The organism is Eubacterium ramulus (genome assembly GCF_003122485.1).
Classification (GTDB): Bacteria; Bacillota; Clostridia; order Lachnospirales; family Lachnospiraceae; genus Eubacterium_I; species Eubacterium_I ramulus_A.
Genome location: NZ_JRFU01000098.1, coordinates 1 through 24069 on the forward strand (window position 1 = coordinate 1; position 24069 = coordinate 24069).

At 44.0% G+C, this 24069-nt stretch carries 20 protein-coding genes and 1 riboswitch; of the genes, 15 read left to right on the forward strand and 5 right to left on the reverse strand.

The window, feature by feature from the left end:
- Window positions 1-75: 75 nt before the first annotated feature.
- Complete coding sequence (locus LG34_RS08510; protein WP_242979838.1) at window positions 76-2031, forward strand: FAD-dependent oxidoreductase; 1956 nt, start codon at window positions 76-78, stop codon at window positions 2029-2031.
- 371 nt (window positions 2032-2402) lie between these two features.
- The gene (locus LG34_RS08515; protein WP_109215708.1) at window positions 2403-3374 is read left to right on the forward strand and encodes an enoyl-CoA hydratase/isomerase family protein; all 972 of its coding nucleotides are present in this window, start codon (window positions 2403-2405) and stop codon (window positions 3372-3374) included.
- Between the two features lie 188 nt (window positions 3375-3562).
- Here the strand turns inward: LG34_RS08515 and LG34_RS08520 are convergent, their stop codons facing one another.
- From LG34_RS08520 to LG34_RS08535, 4 genes are all read right to left on the reverse strand, one after another.
- Window positions 3563-4858, reverse strand: coding sequence for an acetyl-CoA hydrolase/transferase family protein (locus LG34_RS08520; RefSeq protein WP_109215709.1), 1296 nt, complete (start codon window positions 4856-4858; stop codon window positions 3563-3565).
- Between the two features lie 4 nt (window positions 4859-4862).
- The gene (locus LG34_RS08525) at window positions 4863-6038 is read right to left on the reverse strand and encodes a thiolase family protein (protein WP_109215710.1); all 1176 of its coding nucleotides are present in this window, start codon (window positions 6036-6038) and stop codon (window positions 4863-4865) included.
- 95 nt (window positions 6039-6133) lie between these two features.
- On the reverse strand, window positions 6134-8092 hold the full coding sequence (locus tag LG34_RS08530) for a sodium:solute symporter family protein (RefSeq protein ID WP_109215711.1): 1959 nt from the start codon (window positions 8090-8092) through the stop codon (window positions 6134-6136).
- A gap of 91 nt (window positions 8093-8183) precedes the next feature.
- Window positions 8184-8963 (reverse strand): cyclase family protein, encoded by a 780-nt coding sequence (locus tag LG34_RS08535; protein WP_109215712.1) that lies wholly within the window; start codon window positions 8961-8963, stop codon window positions 8184-8186.
- Between the two features lie 370 nt (window positions 8964-9333).
- On the opposite strand from LG34_RS08535, the gene LG34_RS08540 reads away from it, so the two are divergent.
- The 13 genes from LG34_RS08540 to LG34_RS08600 all read left to right on the forward strand — a co-directional run bounded on the left by LG34_RS08540 (window position 9334) and on the right by LG34_RS08600 (window position 22819).
- Complete coding sequence (locus LG34_RS08540; RefSeq protein ID WP_109215713.1) at window positions 9334-10707, forward strand: sigma-54 interaction domain-containing protein; 1374 nt, start codon at window positions 9334-9336, stop codon at window positions 10705-10707.
- A 569-nt stretch (window positions 10708-11276) separates the two neighbouring features.
- Window positions 11277-12500, forward strand: a complete 1224-nt coding sequence (tyrS, locus tag LG34_RS08545; RefSeq protein WP_109215714.1) for a tyrosine--tRNA ligase — start codon at window positions 11277-11279, stop codon at window positions 12498-12500.
- Between the two features lie 198 nt (window positions 12501-12698).
- Entirely contained in the window at window positions 12699-13655 is a 957-nt protein-coding gene (locus tag LG34_RS08550; RefSeq protein WP_109215715.1) for a TAXI family TRAP transporter solute-binding subunit, read from the forward strand.
- Between the two features lie 35 nt (window positions 13656-13690).
- The gene (gene gltS, locus LG34_RS08555; protein WP_109215716.1) at window positions 13691-14878 is read left to right on the forward strand and encodes a sodium/glutamate symporter; all 1188 of its coding nucleotides are present in this window, start codon (window positions 13691-13693) and stop codon (window positions 14876-14878) included.
- Between the two features lie 46 nt (window positions 14879-14924).
- Window positions 14925-15131, forward strand: coding sequence for a hypothetical protein (locus LG34_RS08560; protein ID WP_109215717.1), 207 nt, complete (start codon window positions 14925-14927; stop codon window positions 15129-15131).
- 164 nt (window positions 15132-15295) lie between these two features.
- Window positions 15296-15404, forward strand: a riboswitch (TPP riboswitch).
- A gap of 215 nt (window positions 15405-15619) precedes the next feature.
- On the forward strand, window positions 15620-16441 hold the full coding sequence (thiM, locus tag LG34_RS08565; protein WP_109215718.1) for a hydroxyethylthiazole kinase: 822 nt from the start codon (window positions 15620-15622) through the stop codon (window positions 16439-16441).
- Window positions 16428-17084, forward strand: coding sequence for a thiamine phosphate synthase (gene thiE / locus LG34_RS08570; RefSeq protein ID WP_109215719.1), 657 nt, complete (start codon window positions 16428-16430; stop codon window positions 17082-17084). Before thiM ends, thiE begins: the two co-directional genes overlap by 14 nt.
- Complete coding sequence (locus LG34_RS08575; RefSeq protein ID WP_109215720.1) at window positions 17081-17836, forward strand: HAD family hydrolase; 756 nt, start codon at window positions 17081-17083, stop codon at window positions 17834-17836. The genes thiE and LG34_RS08575 overlap by 4 nt, the downstream gene beginning before the upstream one ends.
- Window positions 17837-17929: 93 nt before the next feature.
- Entirely contained in the window at window positions 17930-18739 is an 810-nt protein-coding gene (gene thiD / locus LG34_RS08580; protein WP_109215721.1) for a bifunctional hydroxymethylpyrimidine kinase/phosphomethylpyrimidine kinase, read from the forward strand.
- A 3-nt stretch (window positions 18740-18742) separates the two neighbouring features.
- The gene (gene cytX / locus LG34_RS08585) at window positions 18743-19921 is read left to right on the forward strand and encodes a putative hydroxymethylpyrimidine transporter CytX (protein WP_330427436.1); all 1179 of its coding nucleotides are present in this window, start codon (window positions 18743-18745) and stop codon (window positions 19919-19921) included.
- A 125-nt stretch (window positions 19922-20046) separates the two neighbouring features.
- Window positions 20047-20577, forward strand: coding sequence for an energy coupling factor transporter S component ThiW (gene thiW, locus LG34_RS08590; protein ID WP_109215723.1), 531 nt, complete (start codon window positions 20047-20049; stop codon window positions 20575-20577).
- A gap of 104 nt (window positions 20578-20681) precedes the next feature.
- Window positions 20682-21992: a phosphomethylpyrimidine synthase ThiC gene (gene thiC / locus LG34_RS08595; protein WP_109215724.1), complete on the forward strand. Its 1311-nt coding sequence runs from the start codon at window positions 20682-20684 to the stop codon at window positions 21990-21992.
- A 329-nt stretch (window positions 21993-22321) separates the two neighbouring features.
- Window positions 22322-22819 (forward strand): zinc ribbon domain-containing protein, encoded by a 498-nt coding sequence (locus LG34_RS08600; RefSeq protein WP_146190205.1) that lies wholly within the window; start codon window positions 22322-22324, stop codon window positions 22817-22819.
- 179 nt (window positions 22820-22998) lie between these two features.
- On the opposite strand, the gene LG34_RS08605 is transcribed toward LG34_RS08600, so the two are convergent.
- Window positions 22999-24069 (reverse strand): MATE family efflux transporter (locus LG34_RS08605; protein ID WP_109215726.1); only part of this gene is annotated, 1071 nt, incomplete at its 5' end.

Sequence of the window (24069 nt, forward strand, 5' to 3'; positions counted from 1 at the left end):
CTGACCAGAATCACGCACCAAGTCTCACGTGCGTTCGACTTGAATTTCAGGTGTAAAAAAGGGGGACAAACAACAGTGAATTCAAAATATCCAAATCTATCCAAACCGATCCGCATCGGTAATGTTGTAGCAAAACATCGTATTTTTTCCGCACCGACCGGTCTGATGGGATATACACCGGAAGGTCATCTGACAACCGATAACAGAGCTTTTTTTGAATATAAAGCAAGTGGCGGATGTGCGGTTGTATCTATGGGAGAATGCATTATTCATGGAGCCAGCGGTTCTTCTCATAATCTTCAGCCTGCATTGGATGACATTACATTATTACCGTCACTGACCATGCTGGTGAAAGATATCAAACGTCGTGGTGCACTGGCAAATATTGAGCTGTCACATGGTGGCAAGTACGGTGGAATCACAAGTATTGGTGGAGACATCAAAGAAGGTAAAGTGGCTTATGGACCGAGTGAAGAAATTCTGCCGGATGGACAGCATGTTTACGAAATGCCGAAAGAGATGATTCATGAATTGACAAAATATTATGGCAAGGCAGCTGAAATGGCGAAACGTGCCGGATTCGATATGGTAAATGTTCATGCGGCACATGGATGGCTGTTCAGCCAGTTCCTTTCCCCGTTACAGAATCACCGCACCGATGAATATGGAGGTTCATTAGAAAACCGTGCAAGATTTTTCTTAGAGACACTGGATGAAGTGCGCCGGGTTGTTGGAAAAGGATTCCCGATCGAAGTGCGTATGAACGGCGATGATTTCGTGGAAGGAGGCATGCATCTGGATGATTATGTAGAGTTTGCAAAACTGATCGAAGACAAAGTAGACCTGATCAATGTTTCCTGTGGAAGTCATGAGGTAGAGAGATTATTTGTGCGTACTCATCCAAGTATGTTTTTTGAGCACGGATGTAATGTATATCTGGCAGAAGCGGTGAAAAAGGCAGTAAAAGTACCGGTTTCCTGTGTCGGCGGTCTGAATGATCCTGCACAGATGGAGGAGATCATTGCTTCCGGAAAAGCGGATATCGTAGAACTGGGACGTGCGCTGTTGGCAGATCCGGAATTACCGAAGAAAACATTCAGTGGCAGAGAAGATGAGATCCGTCCGTGTCTGAGATGTTTTGAGTGTCTGGGACATTCCGTAGAAGCTATGGGAACAAAATGTTCCGTTAATCCGATCGTTGGAAATGAACTTTCTGAGTTCCGTTATGTTCCACCGACACCATCCAGAAAAGTGCTGGTGATCGGCGGTGGACCGGGCGGTATGCAGGCAGCGATCAAAGCGAGTGAGCGCGGTCATAATGTTATTTTGTGTGAGAAAACAGATGACCTTGGCGGGGCACTGAAATTTGCGCAGACCGTGGATTTTAAAGAAGACCTGTATAAACTGAGTCGTGTGCTGAAAACACAGCTGTTAAAAACAAATGCAGAGGTTCGTTACAATACAAAAGTGACGCAGGAGCTGATCGAGGAGATCAAGCCGGATGTCGTGATTGTGGCAACCGGAGCAGTACCGATCGTTCCACCAATTCCGGGAATCAACGGAAATAATGTATATCTTGCATCAGAAGTAGAGGAAAAAGGTACGGATCAGTTAGGAGATGAGATCGTAATCCTTGGCGGTGGACTGGTAGGTTGTGAGACTGCGATCCATCTTGGAAAACTGGGCAAGAAAGTAACCGTTGTGGAGATGCGCTCCGAGGCAGCTGCAGACTGCAACTGTTTCCATAAGATTGCAATTGGAATGGAGCTGGAGAAATATGTTACGGTACTGACAGATACGAAAGCAGAAAATATCACAGACAAAGGTCTGGAAGGTCTGGACAAAGACGGAAACAAAATTTTTGTACCGGCAGATGCAGTTATCTGTGCAGCAGGTATGCGTTCGGATACAACCGTTGCCGATATGGTGCAGAAAATGGAGATCGAGATGTATGTGATTGGTGATGCAGTCAGACCGAATAAAGTAACACAGGCTATTTTTGATGGTTACTACATTGCAAAATATTTATAAAATGTAAAAGCGTGAGGACGGTTCCTTTCAGAATCGTCCTTATATTTTGGTCTGTTATAAAACAAAAAAAGAATAGGGAAAGTTACAAATTTTGTCTGTTATGAGATTAAAAATGGGAGCTGGAATTTCATGATTTTTTGCGTTTATACAAATTATTTCTGCAAATTTGAGAATTTCAATGCAAAAAGAGAACGCAAACTACATTCTAAAATTTCAAAAAATACCGTAAACACGCATGAAAACGGGAATAAATGAAAAAACGGACAATCTGGCATGGTTATTGCGATTAATAATGGTATCAAATCATAGAAGTGTACGTCTCGACACAGACTGAGACAAACGTATTGGGAAATAAGGAGGAATCAAACATTATGAAAAAAGATATCATGGCAGAATATGTCAAATTACCGGAACTGGAAGAATATAAAGAGTGGTTCAAAGATCATTTTGACCTGTACCGTGAAGACGGTATTTTACAGGTAACAATGAAAACCAAAGACCACGTTATGTGCTGGTCCGGTTCCAGTCACCGAGCAATGAGTCAGTTAAGCCGTGTCATTTCTCTGGATCGTAAAAATGAGATCCTGATCTGGACACATACCGGTGACAGCTGGATGATGGATAAAGATCCAAACGGATGGCAGACTTATGCAGATGAGCGTTTCGATCATCAGTATATTGATGATTATGACCTGATCAAAAACATGATCTTTGATATTAATATTCCGACTATCGGTGCGATTCCGGGACCGGGTTTCCACTGGGATTCTGCATTATTATGTGATGTTACAATCTGTGCAGAAGATGCAAAATTTGATGATGACCATTTATTCTTTGGTCTGATCCCGGGTGATGGAATGTTTATGCTGATGCAGCATTTCCTTGGAACAAAACGTGCAAACTATTATGCTTATACCTGCCGTCAGTGGACAGCTCAGCAGGCACTTGACTGGGGCTGGGTCAATGAACTTTGCCCGAAAGGAAAAGTAGTAGAGCGTGCATGGGAGATCGCACGTATGATCAAATCCCTTCCAAGAGAGACACGTACAATCATGTCTCACCTCTGCAAACGCCCGTTAGAGAAATTACTGGTAGACGATTTGAAGATCCATACCTTAAGTGAGCAGTACAGTACCATTTACAGAATCGCTCAGAAAGATTACGGTGAGGCTCAGGTAGATGAGAAAGATATGTCCGCAGTTCATCATTATCGTTATACACGCGGCGAAAATGAGTGGTTACAGCAGCCGATCAGAAGTTGGGATGATATCCGTAACGATGTTCCGAAGTGGGCAAAAGAACATGGATTTGTAGAAGCAGACGAGCGTTTCGAAGAAAAGTAACGCTGATTGGTTGTCCAAAACCAGAGTGTGTTTAAAAAACTGCCGCATGATTCGAAATGCGGCAGTTTTGTGTTTCTCATAGAAAAGATAGAAATGATCTTGTCTACTTGAGGTGATTTATATAACCAAAATCCTTCTGGCTATATACTGTTTGAAACGAAGAAATTTTATAATTGTGACATTCCATTTTACATGAGAAGCCGTTTTCGGGCCTCATAGATTAGTTCTTCCCGGAACTTTGGGTGTGCGATGGAAATCAGAGCCTGAATACGTTGTCGTATTGTTTTACCACGTAATTTTGCGATTCCATATTCAGTCACAATGTAGTCTACATCGTTTTTTCCGGTGGTTACGATGGAACCGTCAGAAAGTGTCGGTCGGATGCGGCTGACGGTACCGTTTTGCGCGGTGGAATGAAAAGCAATAAAACTTTTGCCACCTTTTGATGTTGTGGCACCTTTTACAAAATCAACCTGTCCACCGCTGCCGGAAATATGTATGGTTCCGATGGATTCTGCGCAGACCTGACCGTAAAAATCGACTTCCAGAGCCGCATTGACGCTGATCATATTCGGATGTTGTGCGATAATGTACGGATCATTGACTTGTGTGACTGGTAATAACAAAATATCCGGATTATCACTGACAAAATCATACATATGCGCGGATCCCATCATGAAAGTAGCAATCGTTTTTCCTGTGTTTAACGGTTTGCGGGAGTTGTCAACGACGCCGGCTTCTATGAGGTCGATCATACTGTCGGTGAGCAGTTCAGAATGGATGCCGAGATGCTTTTTATTCATCAGGGCGCTTCCGACAGCATCCGGAATTGCGCCGATACCAAACTGAATCGTGGCGCCGTCTGGGATTTCTTCTGCAATCAGATTTCCGATGGTCGTGCTTGTGTCGTCCATTTTTCCACGCTTCATAATTGGAATGGAATCGTTGCTTTCATAAAGTGCTGTGACTTCCGAAATGTGGATTTTTGGTGTACCACAGGGACGCGGAAGGTTATGGTTGACTTCCAGAAAGATATGAGAAGATTTTTTCTTCAGAATTTCTCCCAGAGAGCCATTACAGGTAGAGAAATATCCGTTTTCGTCCATGGGACTTACCCGGGTACACCAAAAATCAATATGTTCGTACTGGTCGATCAGGTCTGGTACTTCATGATAATTGCAGGGAGCGATGTCACCATATCCCTGTGCGATTCCCTTGCGTGCAGACACGCCGGAAAACCATGATATTCCATGAATGGAAGATGCGCAGGATTCCTGGTAACATTCGTATGGATAGACATCCAATAGTGTGTTCAGTGTCAGATCCTGCAGTTTCCCTTCTTTTGCGCGCTGTTCGATCCGTTGAATCAGTTGATACGGCTGCCCCAGAGGTGCATCCAGAAAACCTCTCCATCCGGGAGAAATCAGTGTTGCAATTGTTTCCGGATCTGCAAGTTTTTGTGCATATATTTGTTGAAAAGTCATTGTATCAGGACTCCATTTCAAAGATGCCGGCTGCACCCATTCCGCCGCCGATGCACATGGTTACCATGCCGTATTTTTCGTTTCGTCGTTTTAATTCTGAGAGTACTTTACAGGTAAGGAAAGCACCGGTTGCACCCAATGGATGACCGAGGGCCATGGCACCGCCATTTGGATTTACTTTTTCCATTGGAATTTCCAGTGTTTTGATACATGCGAGTGCCTGAGAAGCAAATGCTTCGTTTAATTCCACAACACTGATGTCATCCAGTGTCAGGTTTGCTTTTTTCAGTGCTTTTGGAACGGCAACGATCGGACCGATTCCCATGACATTTGCAGGAACTCCACCCACGGCAAAAGATACGAACCGTGCGATTGGTGTATAACCTAATTTCTCAGCGGTTTCTCTTGCCATCATTACGACAAAACCGGTTCCGTCTGTCATCTGAGAAGAAGTAGCTGCAGTGACGCGACCGTTCTCACGGAAGCATGGTTTTAAAGTAGCCAGACTTTCCATACTGGTTCCCGGGCGAATGCCCTCATCTTTTGTGACAGTAATTTCTTTGCCCTGGAAAGTAGTGGTGACAGGAATGATTTCTTCATCAAATTTGCCGGCCGCCTGTGCTTGAGCCGCCAGTTTATGGCTTCGGACAGCCATTTCTTCCATATCTTCCCGGGAAATATTATATTTTTCAGCGACAAGTTCAGCGGTTTCGCCCATGATGATATAGGCATCAGGATTTTCTTCCATCAATTTTTCGTCAATTTCGATATCGGGATCGACCATATTCATGCCTGTCATCTGTTCACAGCCACCTGCTACAATGATATCCATATCGCCGGCTTTGATGGCATTGGCAGCGGTGGCGATACTCTGCAGACCGGAAGAACAGAAACGATTGATGGTCTGTGCGCAGACGGAATCGGGAAGCCCTGCACGCTGTACGATTAGTTTTGCGGCATTGTATCCCATTCTCTTTTCCGGAAAGGCACAGCCGACGATGACGTCATCGATCAGTGCAGGATCAAAATGATCCAGTTTGGTCAGAACACCTTTTAACACCTGTGCACCATATTCAATTGGATGAGTTTCTGCAAAGGAACCCTTGAATGCTTTTGCCATGGCAGAACGGCCTGCGGCAACAATAACGGCATCTCTTGGATTTTTTTTCTCTGTATTCATAAATTATTTTCCCCTTTTGAGAACGATTCCGAACGACCGATCGTGATGTCGGCGTTCGGAATTGTTCAGAAGTTATGATTGTTTATGGTTAGATATTATTTGATTGCTGCAAGGCCTTTTTCGGTAATTTCATATTTACGACGCATTAAGCCTTTTTCTTTGATATATCCTTCACGGGTCAGGTGAGAGGAGATAGCAGCCATCTGCATGGAACGAATCTTCTTTGCTGCGATCCATTCGTTCTGTTTGTGTGCATCGCCGGTTTTTACCAGTTTCAGGAACTCTACATAATCCGGTGTCAGACCAACGGAAGCGAGTTTTGCATCATTTCCGGAGAGACCGATCACTGCGCGGCCTTTATCTGTAGCAGAGAAGGTGTACAGTTTGGACATGTTCAGACCTGCTCTCTGGATGTAACCGCCACGATCCAGATGTTCGATCGCTGCATCTGTAACTTTGGAATCCAGACCCATGTAATCTGTGATGTCAGCCATGTATTTGTGACCTACACAGATCAGACGAAGAGCTTCTTTATCAGTAGCATCTAATGTGATATTTTCACGGTTGTGATCGTTTGGAACCCGTTCCCAGTCAGACTCACCGAAGTATTTCGGTTTGCCGAACAGGCTGGCAATGATAGCTGCCACAAAGGATACGATCAGACCAAGAGTAGCAAGGTAAATGTAGCTGCCGACAACGAATACACCGGTTAATTCCAGTAATTCGAATACTGCCATGACAACCATTCCACATAATGCGCCCCAGAAAGCACCGGTGGAGTTGAATTTTTTCCAAACCATACCAAGTAATAATAATACGGATGGTGGAACGAGCCAGCAGTTTGCAAATGCAAACAGGTAAGTAGGACCACCCGGGAACTGGCAGAGGATAAATGTTACAGCACCAACAATGATGAGGATCCATTTAGAAGCACGAAGTCTCTTTTTCGGATCTCCGCTCTTGTCGATGAGACGCTGATAAATATCACGTGTCATAACGGCAGAAGCACCAAGTGCTGAGGTAGCAGATGTAGAAACAGAAGCTGCTACAGCACCGATAACGGCCAGTGAACCGAATAACGGAATCAATGTGGAAGCGATAAATCCGTAAGCACCTGTCGGCATTACAGTACCGCCATTAAATGTAAATACTTCCGGATGGAAAGCACCTGCGTACAGACCAACGATACCAAGCGGTACACAGAAGATGATCAGCAGTAAAAATGCAGACCATACGAAGGATTTACGTGCAACTTTTTCAGAACGGCAGTTTGCAATCTTCATCCAGTAGTAGTTATTTCCCCAAACCAGAGCGGATGCAAACAGAATTACAAAGTTGATAACGGACGGATAAGTCAGTCCTGCGTTCGGGATGGTTCCCATGAAACCTTCACCCATCGGGTTGCCATTTGGCCATGCACTTGCGAGACCGCTGAGCGGACCATACTGTTTGATAACAAGTACCATAACAAGCGGAACGATGATAATACCCATGATAACCTGTACCAGGTCAGTCATGGAAATAGCCCACATACCTGAAATGTATGTAAAAGCAATGATAACTGCGAAAATAACAGCAGTAACAACAGCTTTATTCCAGCCTGTGTATGCACAGATATTTGTGATGGCGGATACAATGTTGTTTGCCATGATACCGAGCATACCTACAACAGATGTAATAGCGATAACGGAACGTGTTTTGCCGTCATAACGCATTTCCAGGAACTCCGGAAGTGTCTGAGCACCACAGCGGCGAACAAAGTTAGAATAAAGTAAGCCGTAAAATGCAAGTCCGCAGAAGCTGTAGATTGCACTCCAGAGGAAAGATCCTTTAAAACCAAACTGAATGGCAAAGCCGGGAGCCAGAGCCATGGTAGTTCCGGCAAATCCGATTGCGATAACACCGAAGATGTTCATTCCGGTAGAAATCTGACGACCGGCCAGAACGTAATCATCGGTTTCCTTGACCCAGTTCTTTGCGACAAAACTGGATATGAACAGGAATGCTAAAAAGATAATAAATATTACTAAGAAAACGATATTTTGAGTAGCCATATGCTTCTCCTTTCATGTCAGTAATTTCTTCCTTTAGAAGATAAATATAATTGTCGGATTTTTATCATACTAAAGTATTTATGGGAAACCGTTATTCTTCAAAAATAGCAACGACGCGGCTCCAACCGGCACTTGCACCTTTAATCTTAATCGGGAATGCACATACAGTATATCCGGTGAGAGGGAGTGCTTCCAGGTTGGTCAGTTTTTCGATATGGCAGTATGCTTTTTCGGCACCGGCACGATGACCTTCCCAGAGTACGGAAGCATCTCCGGTTTCCTGGAACATTTTTGCTTCATATGGAAGCGGGACATCCCAACTCCATCCGTCTGTACCACAGACATGCACTCCTTTATCGATCATCCATAAGGTAGCTGCTTTGCTGACACCACAGCCGGCTACCAGGTATTCTTTGGTACCCCAACGTTTGTCTGCACCTGTGTTCAGCAAAAGGATATCTCCCGGCTGAAGTTCATAACCGACTTTTTTAAAATATTCTTCAAAATCTTCCGGCATCAGTCTGTATCCGTCCGGTTTGTCTCTCATGTCTACTTTTACACCGTTTCCGACACACCACTCTAAAGGAACTTCATCAATGGTCCATGCTTTTTCCCCATTGTTCATGGTTGGATAATAATGCCATGGGGCATCCAGATGAGTACCGGAATGGGTACATAACTGGGCAAAATCGATCGCCCATCCGTTTCCTTCCGGCAGATCATCGATTGTTGCACCCGGAAAATAATTGCCCATCTCTGGTGCAGTATCTTTATGGTTTCTTCTCTGGATATGCGGAATTTGAATTTCCGGATCACTTGGCAGATCTTCTTCAAGAACCATGCTGATGTCTACAATTTTTTTGATTTTCATACCTAAACCTCCTAACATTTTTCTGCACATTCTGATATTTAAAGGACAAAACACAGAATGGACATTGACAGTTTCCTGTCCCCCATTTTTGTTACCTCTTAACAAACAGCAAGAAACATGCCAGAGCAGAAATCCGCTGTTTTGGCGGATTTCAGAAAATATACAGTGTCAGGATATCCGTACATAAATGATTGTTTTTTTAAAAAAGATTGCAGATAATACGTTTTTTATGCATGTATGGTTTTAATGACATGTAAGGAAAAACTGACAGGGATTATGCAAAATGAATAAAATAGTTACTGAAATACAATGGAAAGTTGAATAAAAGTGCTAAACATGATAAAATATTTCGAAAGAAAGAGGTGGGGATATGGCACAATTATCAATGAAGGATGCCAGAGAGTTTATGAATGCATTAAATTCATTTGCTATTCTGGATGCAAATGGACGTTATACATATGTCAGCGAAAACTGGTGCCGGATGACAAACTGCACAGAGGAAAATGCGTTGGGGCGCAGAGTAGAAGACATTGTACCGGATACACTGGCACATCAGGTATATGAGACCGGTCAGCCAGTGTTTGGTCATCCGGTTGTCCTGAATGATGTAACAATGTTTACAAATTATATTCCACGGTTTTCTGCGGATAAAAAGGTGGTAGGGTGTTTTTTATACACGATTGTTCATGGTGCGAGAGAAGCAATGCAATTGGAAAAGCAGCTTCAGGCCTTGTCTGAAAAAGTGGAGTACTATCAGAAGCGCCTGAGCAGAGAGCATGGAGCGAAGTATTCTCTGGAAAATATTATAGGAGAAAGTCCGGAGATTTTGCATTTGAAAAATCAGATCCGTCAGGCGGCAGCATCATCGTCAACCGTTCTTATTGAGGGGGAAACAGGAACGGGTAAAGAGTTGATTGCACATTCCATTCATACGCTGAGTCCAAGAGCTACTTCTGATTTTGTCCGCGTTAACTGTTCGACAATTCCGGAAGATCTGATGGAATCTGAATTCTTTGGTTATACGTCGGGAGCATTTACCGGGGCATTAAAAGATGGCAAAAAAGGTCGTTTTCTGGTTGCCAATCATGGATCTATTTTTCTGGATGAAGTAAATCTGCTTCCGGTTACAATGCAGCCGAAATTTCTTCGCGTTCTTCAGGAACATGAAGTGACACCGGTGGGAAGTGCAGATAGTGTACCAATTGATATTCGTGTGATTGCGGCAACAAATAAATCGCTGCTTGATCTGGTAGAAAAAGGTGCGTTTCGAATGGATTTATATTTCCGATTGAATGTCATTCGCATACAGGCTCCGGCGTTGAGAACACATAAACAGGATATTCCGTTATTGGTTGAGAATATGATTGAAAAACTGAATCGGGAGATGGGGACATTTGTACAGGGAATTGAGCCGGAAGCACTGAATTTCCTCATGAAATATGACTGGCCGGGAAATATTCGTGAACTGCAAAATTATGTGGAGGTGGCAATGAACAATGCAACTTCACCAATTTTGACACAGGCAGATTTTGTCCATTCAGAGTCTTTCAAAACCCTGGTCAGTCGTTACTCATCAGCACCGAAGACTACTTATAATCTGCGGCTGTTGAGAATGGAGTTTGAAAAGAATATTATTCAGGAAGTATTACAGACAACGCATGGAAATAAACAGCAGGCTGCGAAAATGATGGGAATTTCAAGAACGGTTCTTTACGAAAAACTGAAAGAGCATGGACTGATCTAAATAATCTTTCTGGACATGAAAATCCCCCATATAGCCTCCGGCAGGCGGATGTTGTAGAAAGCGCAAACTTTACATTGACATTTCCAAACGCAACTTTTATAATAATGAGCGTGTAAAAAATAATTGCAGACAAAAACAGCAATGACTGAAACAAGTAAGTATGAGCGGAACATACAGAGAGCTGCCGGATGGTGAGAGGCGCATGGAAAACTGATACCGAATACATTCACAAGCTGCGCATTGAACGTTATCAGAACCGGACGGAAAAATAGATTTTTAAAGATATTTTGAGTCATAAAATATGGAAGAAAAGTTTTGATGATCAGTAGGCTGTGCCGGGAGCAACCGTTATATTGCAGAAGTATTGTCAGATACTTGGTGAGGCGGATCGTGTGAGCGGTCTGTGAATTAAGGTGGTAACACGAGATTTTATCCCGTCCTTATGCATGTACAGTGCGTGAGGGCGGGTTTTGTAATTATAAGACATAAAAAGCCTGAGACTGATTTTTGAATAATTACAAAGTGTATAAGAAAACTATTTTAAACATGGATAAAAAGGAGAGTACATTATGACAGTTTATGACGAGTTAGTAGCCCGTGGTCTGATCGCCCAGGTTACAGATGAAGAAGAGATCAAAGAATTAATCAATAACGGAAAAGCAACATTTTACATCGGATTTGACCCGACAGCAGACAGCCTTCATGTAGGACATTTCATGGCTCTGTGTCTGATGAAGAGACTGCAGATGGCAGGCAACAAACCGATCGCCCTTATCGGCGGCGGTACAGCTATGATCGGTGATCCGTCCGGACGTACTGACATGCGTCAGATGATGACAAAAGAGACCATCAACCACAACTGTGAGTGTTTCAAAAAACAGATGTCCCGTTTTATTGATTTTTCCGATGGAAAAGCATTAATGGTAAACAATGCAGACTGGCTGCTTGGCTTAAATTATGTAGAAGTTCTGCGCGATATCGGACCGCATTTCTCCGTAAACCGTATGCTTTCTGCTGAGTGCTACAAACAGCGTATGGAGCGTGGATTAAGCTTCTTAGAGTTCAACTACATGATCATGCAGAGCTACGATTTCTATGAGTTATTCCAGAGATACGGCTGCAACATGCAGTTTGGTGGTGACGATCAGTGGTCCAACATGCTTGGTGGTACAGAGCTGATCCGTCGTAAACTTGGTAAAAACGCATGCGCAATGACCATTACACTGCTTCTGAATTCTGAAGGCAAAAAAATGGGTAAAACCCAGTCCGGCGCTGTATGGCTTGACCCGGAGAAAACATCTCCATTCGAGTTCTACCAGTACTGGAGAAACGTTGGCGATGCCGATGTATTAAAATGCCTGCGTATGCTGACCTTCCTTCCGTTAGAGCAGATCGATGAGATGGATAAATGGGAAGGAAGCCAGTTAAATACTGCAAAAGAGATCCTTGCATTTGAGCTGACAAAACTGGTTCACGGCGAGGAAGAAGCTACAAAAGCACAGGAGAGCGCACGCGCACTGTTCTCCGGCGGAAACGCAGCAAATATGCCGACTGCAACGATCACAGAAGAAAATCTGCGTGACGGCGAGATTGACATCATGGGTCTGCTGGTTGCTTCCGGATTATGCGCATCCCGTTCCGAGGCACGTCGTGCAGTACAGCAGGGCGGAGTTGCCGTAAACGGCGAGAAAGTTGCTTCTATCGAAGCTTCCTACAAACCGGAAGACATCAACAAAGAAGACTTTGTATTACGCCGTGGTAAAAAGAACTACCGCAAAATTATTTTTGAGTAAGATTTGAAAAATAAAATCAGATTATAGTAACAGACAGGCAGAGCCAGCATAATAATTTCTATGTTCGCTCTGCTTTCTGTAAGTTACAGTGTGCTCCTTGCATGCATTCAGAAAGTGATAATGCTTGCCTTGCATGAAAAGTAATCTGAATGGAGAGGAATGTACTGTACTGATAGTAAATTTACAAGGAGAAACTTCATGAAAAAAATAATAGCACTATTCTTAAGTCTCTCTCTGGTTTTCGCTGTGGGCTGTGGAAGCACATCCACAACATCCATCCGTTTTGGCTCCGCTGCCGTGGGCGGTATGTATTCTGCGTTTGCAAATGCGTACACACAGGTAGTTGCTCAGGATGATGACAGTCTGCAGTTTTCCGTGCGTGCAACCGCGGGATCAGCAGCAAATATCCGTCTGCTTTCTGACGGTTACATTCAGATGGCGATCGCACAGGCGGATCTGACTGACGATGCGTACCACGGAACCGGAGATTTTAACAAAAAACCACTGCACGGTTACAGTGCGGTAGCAGCTTTGTATACCGAAGCCTGCCAGATCGTTGTCCGTGCGGATTCTGACATCCACAGTGTGGATGATCTGCTTGGCAAAAAAATAAGTATCGGTGAGGAAGAGTCCGGAACTGAGCGAAATGCAAAACAGATCCTTGAGGCTTATGGTCTTTCTGATGAACTGGTAGACTGTGAAAATCTGGATTACACCCAGGCAGCAGAGGCACTTGTTTCTGAAAAAATCGATGCCATGTTCTGTACTGCCGGTGTAAAGACAACCGTTATCGAGGAGCTGACCCGTCAGCGCGGCATCCGTCTGCTGTCACTTGATGAGACACATATTCAGAAACTGATGGCAGCGTATGATTTCTATACACCGTATACAATTCCGGTGTATACATACAGCGGACAGTCTGAGGAGGCAACAACCGTTGGTGTGCAATCACTTCTTCTTGTCAGTGATGAGCTGAGTGATAAAACAGTGGAAACTCTGACCGAACAGTTATTCAGCCGCAAGCAGGATATTCAGTATTCCCTGCCGCTGGATCTTCAGTTGGATGAAACCAGTGCGACGGAAAATGTGACAATTCCATTCCATGACGGAGCTGCGGCTTATTACGAAAAACATGGAATCACTGTGAATGAGTAAAAAAGGTACTTGTTGATAAGTTTGAAAGGATTTTTATGGAACTACATTTAGATATGTATCAGACCCTTGCCATTGCGGTACTGGTTCTGTTACTTGGTAGATTTTTGAAGAAAAAAATTAATTTTCTGGAAAAATTCTGTATTCCGGCGCCGGTCGTTGGTGGTTTGCTTTTTGCAATCCTGACCTGCGTACTATATGGAACCGGAATCGCAGAAGTTTCCTTTGATGATACGTTGCGAGAAGTCTGCATGGTATTTTTCTTTACTTCTGTAGGATTTCAGGCAAACCTTAAAGTTTTAAAAAGCGGTGGTAAATCGCTGATCGTGTTCTTAGGACTGGTTGTAGGACTGATCCTGTGTCAGAACTTCCTGGCAGTAGGAATGTCAAAAGTCCTGAACCTGGATCCGTTGATTGGTCTGTGTACCGGTTCTATCCCGATGGTTGGAGGACATGGTACCGCGGGTGCTTTCGGACCGGTTCTGGAAGATTTTAATGTCTCCGGTGCAACGACATTGTGTACAGCAGCGGCAACTTTCGGTCTGATCACCGGAAGTCTGATCGGTGGTCCGATCGGTAAATCTCTGGTGGAGAAAAAGAACCTGATCACCACCGCAGTAGCAGAGGATGACAGCCTTCTGGTAGAGGATGAGAAAAAACATACCCGTCATACTTCCATGTATGCGGTAGCTGTATTTCAGCTGATCCTTGCTATTGGTCTGGGAACAATTTTCTCATGGCTTTTGACAAAAACAGGTATGACATTCCCGATTTATATTGGAGCTATGATTGCGGCAGCGTTGTTTAGAAATATTGGAGAATATTCCGGTAAGTTTACAATTTACATGGGTGAGATTAACGATATCGGTGGTATCTGTCTGTCCCTGTTCCTTGGTATTGCCATGATTACACTGAAACTGTGGCAGCTGGCAGCACTGGCATTGCCGTTGGTAATCCTGCTGTCCGTTCAGGTACTTTTGATGTTTATCTTTGCCAGATTCATTGTATTCAACGTTATGGGACGTGATTACGATGCGGCAGTACTTGCAGCCGGAACCTGCGGATTTGGTATGGGTGCGACACCGAATGCCATGGCAAACATGCAGGCAATCTGCGACCGTTATGCACCATCCGTAAAGGCTTATCTGATCATTCCGCTGATCGGAAGTCTTTTCGCAGACTTTTTGAACAGTCTGATCATTACATTCTTTATCAATTTGCTGTAACTTTAACTTATAATAAACACAAACATATTACTTTGGAGGAAACTCTATGTTTTGGAAAAAGAAAAAACAACAGGACGGTAAGAAAACAACACACGAATCCTATGATGTAAAATATGAAAATCTGGCAGTTCCGGAGGTACATACTGAACCGGAAGTGGAAGATGAAGAGGGCGAAGAAGAACAGGATTCCATCACTTATGAATCTGTGGCGATCCCGGAGATTCATATTAGAAAAAATAAAGAATTGTGCTGAAAATGATATCTTTAAGATGGTATAAGAAAAATGCTTATACTTATTGCAATTAAAGTGGTGCAGTGCTATAATATCGTCAATCAACAAGGGCGTGATGTTGAAAAACGTCAGATAATTGCTGGGTTGGAATTTTGCAGAAGTTCATCTGTAAAACACGATAAGAGAATAAGAAAAAGGGGAGCTTGCCGACAGCAGGCTGAGAGCGGACTAAGTGGTCTGGACCCGTAACCTGATTTGGATAATGCCAACGTAGGGATATAGCGGATGCAGTATTTTTTGTATTGTTTATAAAGCGGATATACCGATTTTGGTGTATCCGCTTTATTGTTGTAAAAGGATGTGCCCTTGAAAAGCGTGAGTGTGAATCGCAAAGTAGTACATTTTAAAATTTTAGTTGTTATAGAGAAGTATGTTTTAAAAAGATGATTATAAAATCATACAACTATGTATTTCTTGAGAATAGATTGTTTTTTAAGGAGAAAAGAGAAATGTTAGGAACATGTCTGGAAAACGTAAGAACACAGGTACCTCTGGTACACAACATTACAAATTATGTCACCGTCAACGATGTGGCAAACGTATTATTAGCCTGTGGTGGAAGTCCGATCATGGCAGATGAAGCAGAAGAAGTAGAAGATATCACTACAATTTGTGGTGGTTTGAATATCAACATCGGTACCTTAAATAAACGCACGATCGCGGGAATGTTACTTGCAGGAAAACGTGCAAATGAGCTGGGACACCCGGTTTTACTTGATCCGGTTGGCGCAGGCGCGTCCGCACTTCGTACCAACACTGCCATTGAACTGATGGATACCTTACATCCAACCGTGATCCGTGGAAATATTTCCGAGATCAAGACACTGGCATCCGGCAGCGGTACTACAAAAGGTGTAGATGCAGATGTGGCAGACGCTGTGACAGAGGACACTTTGGATCAGGCAGTTGCCTTTGTGAAAAATTTTGCAAAGCAGAGTGGTTCTATCGTGGCAATTACCGGCGCGATTGATCTGGTGAGCGATGGAGAGAAATGTTATGTCATCCGCAACGGCAGACCGGAGATGGGAAAAATTACCGGAACCGGTTGTCAGTTATCCGGTGTGATGACAGCATATATTACCGCAAATCCGGATAATAAACTGGAAGCAGCAGCGGCGGCAGTCTGTGTGATGGGACTTGCCGGTGAGATCGGTTGGCGCAACATGCAGGAAGGCGATGGCAATTCCACTTATCGCAACCGTATTATTGATGCCATTTACAATATGAACGCGGAAACATTAGCGCAGGGGGCAAAATATGAAATTCGATAGAAATACATTGACAAAGGATCAGTTACTTTTATATGCAGTCACAGACCGCCACTGGTTAAACGGCAGAACCTTGCATTCTGTTGTAAAGGAGAGTCTGGATGGCGGAGTGACCTTTGTACAGTTAAGAGAAAAACAGCTGGATGAAGCGCATTTTATGGAAGAAGCAAAAGATTTGCAGGCGCTTTGCCGTGAATATAACGTACCATTTATCATTAATGACAATGTGGATATCGCACTGGCGATGGATGCAGACGGCGTGCATGTGGGACAGAGCGACATGGAAGCCGGAGATGTCCGTGCAAAATTAGGACCGGACAAAATTATCGGTGTGTCAGCACAGACCGTAGAGCAGGCGATTTTAGCAGAAAAACACGGCGCAGATTATCTGGGCGTCGGCGCGGTATTCCCGACCGGTTCTAAGGATGATGCGACAGAAGTGCCGCATGAGACGTTAAAAGCAATCTGTGAAGCGGTATCCATTCCGGTCATTGCCATTGGTGGAATCACACAGGAGAATGTATACACACTTGCTGGAAGCGGTATTTGCGGTATCGCTGTGATCAGTGCGATTTATGCACAGCCGGATATCAAGAAGGCAGCAGAAAATCTGAAAGCTGCAACCGAGAAGATGGTGAAAGCATGAGTCAGAAAAATGTGATGCGGGAGAATGCGTTTCAGAAAGATACTATGCAGACAGATGTAGTTCAAGAGAATATGTGCAAGAAAGATGAAGCACAAAAAAATGGTATTCGTGGAGCAATTTTCGATTTGGATGGAGTGTTATTAGATTCTATGTCAGTTTGGAACGACCTTGGAGTGCGGTATCTGAAAAAACGTGGCATTGAGCCGAAAGATGGACTGGGTCAGATCCTGTTCTCTATGAGTATGGAGCAGGGTGCAGATTATTTAAAGGAGCAGTACCATTTGCCAGATACACCGCAGGAAATTTTAAACGGCATCGAGCAGATGATTCAGGATTTCTATTTTTACGAAGTGCAGCCAAAAGAAGGCGCAAAAGAGCTATTACAGTTTTTACAGAAGCAAAATGTAAAAATGATCACGGCAACTTCCAGTCCACGGGAGCATGTGACGAAGGCATTGCAGCGAATCGGTTTGTTTGATTATCTGGAGCAGATATATACCACCGGAGAAGTGGGAGAAAGCAAACATTCTCCGCTGATCTATCAACTGGCAGCAGAAAGCCTTGGCACAAAACCGGAAGAAACACTGGTTTTTGAAGATTCTCTGTATGCACTGAAAACTGCTAAAAAGGCAGGCTTTCGGGCAATCGGCGTATATGATGCTGACGGAGAGACGGATCAGGAGGGTGTGCGCCAGACAGGGGAATTATATTTAAAGCGGTTATCAGAGTTTGAGCAATATTGGACAAATTAGTAAATATCTGCGATAGGTCGGGGGCACCACTTCCTGTCGCATTAGAAAACGTATGCTGAACAAATAAGAGACAAATGAGAGGAGATTAAGTTTATGAGAACAGCAGTAACGATCGCCGGAAGCGATTCCAGCGGAGGCGCCGGTATCCAGGCGGATATCAAGACAATGATGGCAAATGGCGTATATGCCATGAGCGCGATCACTGCCCTGACCGCCCAGAACACGACCGGTGTCACAGGAATCTTAAACGCAACGCCGGAGTTTTTAGGGCAGGAACTTGATTGCATTTTTACAGATATTTTTCCGGATGCAGTCAAAATTGGAATGGTTTCTGAAAAAGAACTGATCTGCGTGATTGCAGAGAAATTAAAGCATTATCAGGCGAAAAATATCGTGGTGGATCCGGTGATGGTGGCGACCAGTGGAGCGCGCCTCATCAGTGAGGATGCTATTGATACCTTAAAACAGAAATTATTTCCGCTTGCCACTGTTTTGACACCGAACATTCCGGAGGCAGAAGTGTTGACGGGGATGAAAATCAAAAGTGCCGAAGACATGATCAAAGCAGCAGAGCAGATTTCAAAGGAATATGACTGTGCCGTGCTTTGTAAGGGAGGCCATCAGTTAAATGATGCCAACGACCTGCTTTTTGCCAACGGCAGCTATCACTGGTTCAAAGGCAAACGTATCGATAATCCGAATACCCACGGAACGGGATGCACACTTTCTTCCGCGATCGCATCCAATCTGGCAAAAGGTTATGATCTGCAAACGGCGGTAGAGCGTGCAAAGGAATATATTTCCGGCGCACTGGCAGCAATGTTGGATCTGGGGGCAGGAAGCGGACCGATGGATCACGGATTTGCCATTGAAAATGAATTTACGAAAGAACAGGGGGAGTAAGTGATGGAAAAGAGAACTTCCCTTTTGGAAAACGGACTGATCTGGTTTGGCGCGGGCGTATCCATTGCTGAAATTCTGACAGGAACCTATTTTTCTTCTTTAGGATTTCAAAAAGGTCTGGCAGCGATTTTGATCGGACATGTCATTGGTTGTGTCATGCTGTTTCTGGCAGGTGTGATCGGTGGAAAAAGCCGTCTCAGTGCCATGGAGACTGTAAAAAGTAGCTTCGGAAATAAAGGTGGTCAGTTTTTTGCCATTTTAAATGTCCTTCAGCTGGTAGGATGGACCGCTATCATGATCTATGATGGAGCTTTGGCAGTAGACGGCATGGTTTCGACCGGAAGATGGCTCTGGTGTCTGATCATTGGCGCACTGATCGTTGTGTGGATTTTGATCGGCATTACAAATCTTGGAAAAATCAATACCGCAGCGATGGTACTGCTTTTTATTCTGACATTGGTTTTGTGCAAAGTAATTTTTTTTGACGGAAATGTCATTCAAAGTACCGCAGACGACAGTCTTTCCTTTGGAGCAGCGGTGGAACTTGCTGTGGCAATGCCGCTTTCCTGGCTTCCACTGATCAGCGATTATACAAGAGAAGCGGAAAAACCGGTAAAAGCAACGGCAGTCAGTGCCATTGTATACGGCATTGTAAGCTGCTGGATGTATGTCATCGGAATGGGAGCAGCGCTGTTTACCGGAGAATCTGACATTGCACAGATTTTACTGAAAGCGGGACTCAGTATTGCCGGTCTGCTGATCATTGTTTTTTCTACCGTAACTACCACGTTTCTGGATGCGTATTCTGCCGGGATTTCCAGCGAATCCATTTTCAGTAAGATCAAAGGAAAATACGCCGCTATTGTGGTGACGATCATTGGAACTGTGGGAGCGATTTTGTTCCCGATGGACGATATTACAGATTTTCTGTATCTGATCGGATCGGTATTTGCACCGATGATCGCAATTCAGATCGCAGATTTCTTCCTGTTGCACAGGGACAGACGTAAAAATGCTTTTGACTGGCGCAATCTTATCATCTGGGTGATCGGTTTCGTTCTTTACCGACTGCTCATGCGGGTGGATCTGCCAGTTGGAAATACATTGCCGGACATGGTGATCACGATCGTGATCTGCGTGATCGTCGGCAAAGTTGTGGGTGAGAAATCCACAGAAAAATAGAGTCAAACATAGGTGAGACTTAAGATACGATTCAGGTCAGTATGAGATTCTTTTACGAAAGAAAACTTATTAACGGACAAAAGATTCGTAAAAACAGGAAAAAGAAAAAAGGAGGTTGAGAGTAAATGAAACAGAGTGACACAGTGAAAAAACTTGCGATGGCGGGGGTTCTGACAGCAGTTGCTGTTGTCGGCAGTCTGCTCAGTTTTCCGATTTTTGGAAGCAAATGTGCACCGGTACAGCATATGGTAAATATTCTGGCAGCGGTTGTACTTGGTCCGGGATGGGGCGTTGGTATTGCATTTTGTGCAAGTCTGATCCGTAATCTTCTGGGACTGGGAAGCCTGATGGCATTTCCGGGAAGTATGATCGGTGCATTGTGCTGCGGACTGGTTTATATGGTCTGCAGAAAACTGTGGCTGACCTGTATCGCAGAAGCGTCCGGAACAGGAATTCTTGGCGGACTTGCTGCTTATCCGGTTGCAAAACTGTTTATGGGGCTGAATCCGGGCGGTTTGTTTGTATACATTGTGCCATTTCTTGTTTCCACAGTCGTAGGAAGTATTCTGGCTTATTTTCTGGTAGGTGCGCTGCAAAAAGGCGGCGTGATCAGTCAGATACGGCCGGAACGTACATCGGTTTTGAAAAAATCATGATGTATTAGTAGGTAATGCATGGCGGCAAATTGGGGGCACCACCTTTTGTCGCATAAGAAAAATGTTGTGGGCATAAACAGTCATTCATGAAAGAAGGAGAAAAAATGAGAAATTACACAACACAGATGGACGCAGCAAGAAAAGGAATCGTAACACCGGAAATCGAGGCAGTTGCGAAGAAAGAACATATGACGTCCGAGGCGCTGATGAAGCTGGTAGCAGAGGGTAAAGTAGCCATCTGCGCAAACAGGAATCATACCTGCTTGAATCCGGAGGGAGTCGGCAGCATGCTGCGTACCAAGATCAACGTAAATCTGGGGGTATCCAGAGACTGTAAAGATTATGATATCGAGATGCAGAAAGTAATGAGCGCGGTAAATCTGGGCGCTGAGGCGATCATGGATCTGTCCAGCCACGGAAATACACAGCCATTCAGAAGAAAGCTGACAAGTGAATGTCCGGCAATGATCGGTACGGTTCCGGTATACGACAGCGTCATCCACTATCAGAGAGATCTGGCAACATTGACTGCCAAAGATTTCGTTGATGTGATTCGGATGCATGCCGAAGATGGAGTGGATTTTGTCACACTCCACTGTGGAATCACAAGAAAGACCATTGAACAGATTAAGAAACACAAACGTAAAATGAATATCGTAAGCCGTGGCGGAAGTCTGGTATTTGCATGGATGAGCATGACCGGAGAGGAAAATCCTTTCTACGAGTACTACGACGAGATTCTCGATATCTGTGAAGAATATGATGTGACCATTTCATTAGGTGATGCCTGCAGACCGGGTTGTCTGGCAGATGCGACAGATGTATGTCAGATTGAAGAGCTGGTAAGACTTGGAGAGCTGACCAAGAGAGCATGGGATCACAACGTACAGGTTATGGTAGAAGGCCCTGGCCATGTGCCGCTTGATCAGGTAGCTGCAAATATGAAAGTACAGCAGAGTATCTGTATGGGAGCCCCGTTCTATGTACTGGGACCGATCGTAACTGATATCGCACCTGGATATGACCATATCACAAGTGCCATCGGTGGTGCTGTGGCAGCAATGAACGGAGCAGCTTTCCTGTGTTATGTCACACCGGCAGAGCATCTGGCACTTCCAAACGTAGAAGATGTAAAACAGGGAATTATCGCATCTAAAATTGCAGCTCATGCAGCAGATATTGCAAAAGGTGTTCCGGGAGCCCGTGATATCGATGACAAGATGGCAGAGGCCCGTCAGAAACTTGACTGGGATGCCCAGTATGCGTGTGCACTGGATCCGGAGACTGCAAAAGCAATCCGCGACAGCAGAAGCCCGGAAGAAGATCACAGTGACACATGTAGTATGTGTGGAAAATTCTGTGCAGTGCGCAGTATGAATAAGGCACTTGCAGGGGAGTATATTGATATTTTATAAGAAAAACATTGACAAATCGTCCTCATTAAGAGATTCTTTTAAGGAACTTCGTGAGGGAGTAGTTTGCACAGTAAGAATTGTGTGATTTGTCAACAACCTGTTTATCGTTTTTAGGATAATCTGGCAAATCTTAATGAATGAGACTCATGTATGTCAATAGGGATTAATTTTTAATTCTATGGCATACATGGGTCTCTTTTTTTGAATCTATCAGAATGTACTAGTTATCACAGTTAATAAAAAGTTTATAGAAAATTCCTTGTGCAATGGCAGAATTACGGTATAATAAAGAAAAACTTGAAAACCATACACAGAAAGGGGTTTTGAAAATGGATTTTTTTGACAAATTAGGAAACACAATTTCCGCAGCAGGAAAAACAGGTTTAAGCAAAGCGAAGGAGATTAAAGATACAGCGAGAATCACATTAGATATTCAGGAACGTGAAGGAGCGATCCGCAAACTTTATCAGGATCTTGGACAGGCTTATTATCAGGCTCACAAAGATGATGAGAATCCGGAATACGAGCAGATTGCTGAGATTAGAGCCGCTTTTGAAGAAATCGGTGAATTAAAATCAGCAAAAGATGATATCCGTGGAATCAGAAGATGTCCGGAGTGTGGTGGAGCTGTTGCTGATAGTGCAAACTTCTGCTCGAATTGTGGTGCAAAATGCGAAAAACCGGAGCCGGAAGTATATGAAGGTGAAGTAGTTGATTCTGAGGAAGAGGCAGCTGAGGAGACAACAGAAACTGAAGCTGAGACAGATGCAGAAGATGCACCGGTAGCTGAGGAAGCATTTGAAGATGAGGATAAAACCGAAGAATAAATCTTGCTCCGTGTGGATGAAAATTTGATATTGTGAAGGGAAAAAGTCTATTTTGTCTCATCGGCTAACAATCGCTCGCTGAGAAAAAATAGACTTTTTTCCATTTACGCATTGATATGTTGAAATTTTCATCCACACTACGCTGCGGAGACAAAATAAAACCAGACCCTTTTAACAACTTAAATTTCCGCAGAAACCTGCTTCGGAAACGCCTTTTTCGTATAAATGATCATCAGTATCGCACCAATGAGCCAGGAAATCGGATATACCATATACACGCCATCAATGGTTGGAATATGCGGCACAGCCAACTGAATCCATACGACACGATACACACACAGTGAAATCAGGATAATAACCATCGGCGGCACAGATTTTCCGATTCCACGGATCGCTCCTGCCAGGCCATGCATGATAGCCAGCATAAAGTAAAACGGGCAGAAGTACCACATAGCACGGACACCATATTCAATTACCGTCGGATCCTTGGAAAATACACCAATGATCGGATGTGAGAACAGTAACAAAATGCCGCCAATGCAAAGGCAGTAAATCACTCCCATGGCAACAGTTACGTTCATGCCTTTTCGTACACGATCAATATTTCCGGCACCATAATTCTGACCGGCAAATGTGGTAGCCGCCATACTGAAACTCATAACCGGCAGAATATTAAATCCGTCGATCTTGATATAAGCTGCAAATCCTGCCATAGCCAGTGCACCATAGCTGTTGACACTGGACTGAACCAGTACATTTGCAAAAGAAATAACAGTATTTTGGATTGCCGTTGGTACACCAACCTGAATGATACGAACAGCCACTTCTTTGTGAATCCGGATTTTTCTTAATGCTACTTTGTAGCTTTCATCTACCCGCATCAAATACAACATACACAGCACCGCGGAAAGCACCTGACTAATATCGGTCGCAATGGCAGCACCGGCGATTCCCATTTTTAACACCGGGATAAATAAAAGATCCAGTACGATATTTGTAAAAGAAGCAATGGCGAGGTACAACAGGGAACGCTTGGAATTACCAACTGCGTTTAAAATACCGCTTGCCATATTATAAAGAACGCTGAACAGCAGTCCTGCAAAATACAGTCTTAAATAAATAACGGACTGTGGCATAACCTCATCCGGTGTTCCCATCCAGCGCAGGATCTGCGGAGAGAGTGTGATACCAAGCACGGTCAGCACGACACCAAGGATCAGTGCGATTGCCAGAGCAGTATGTACAGATTC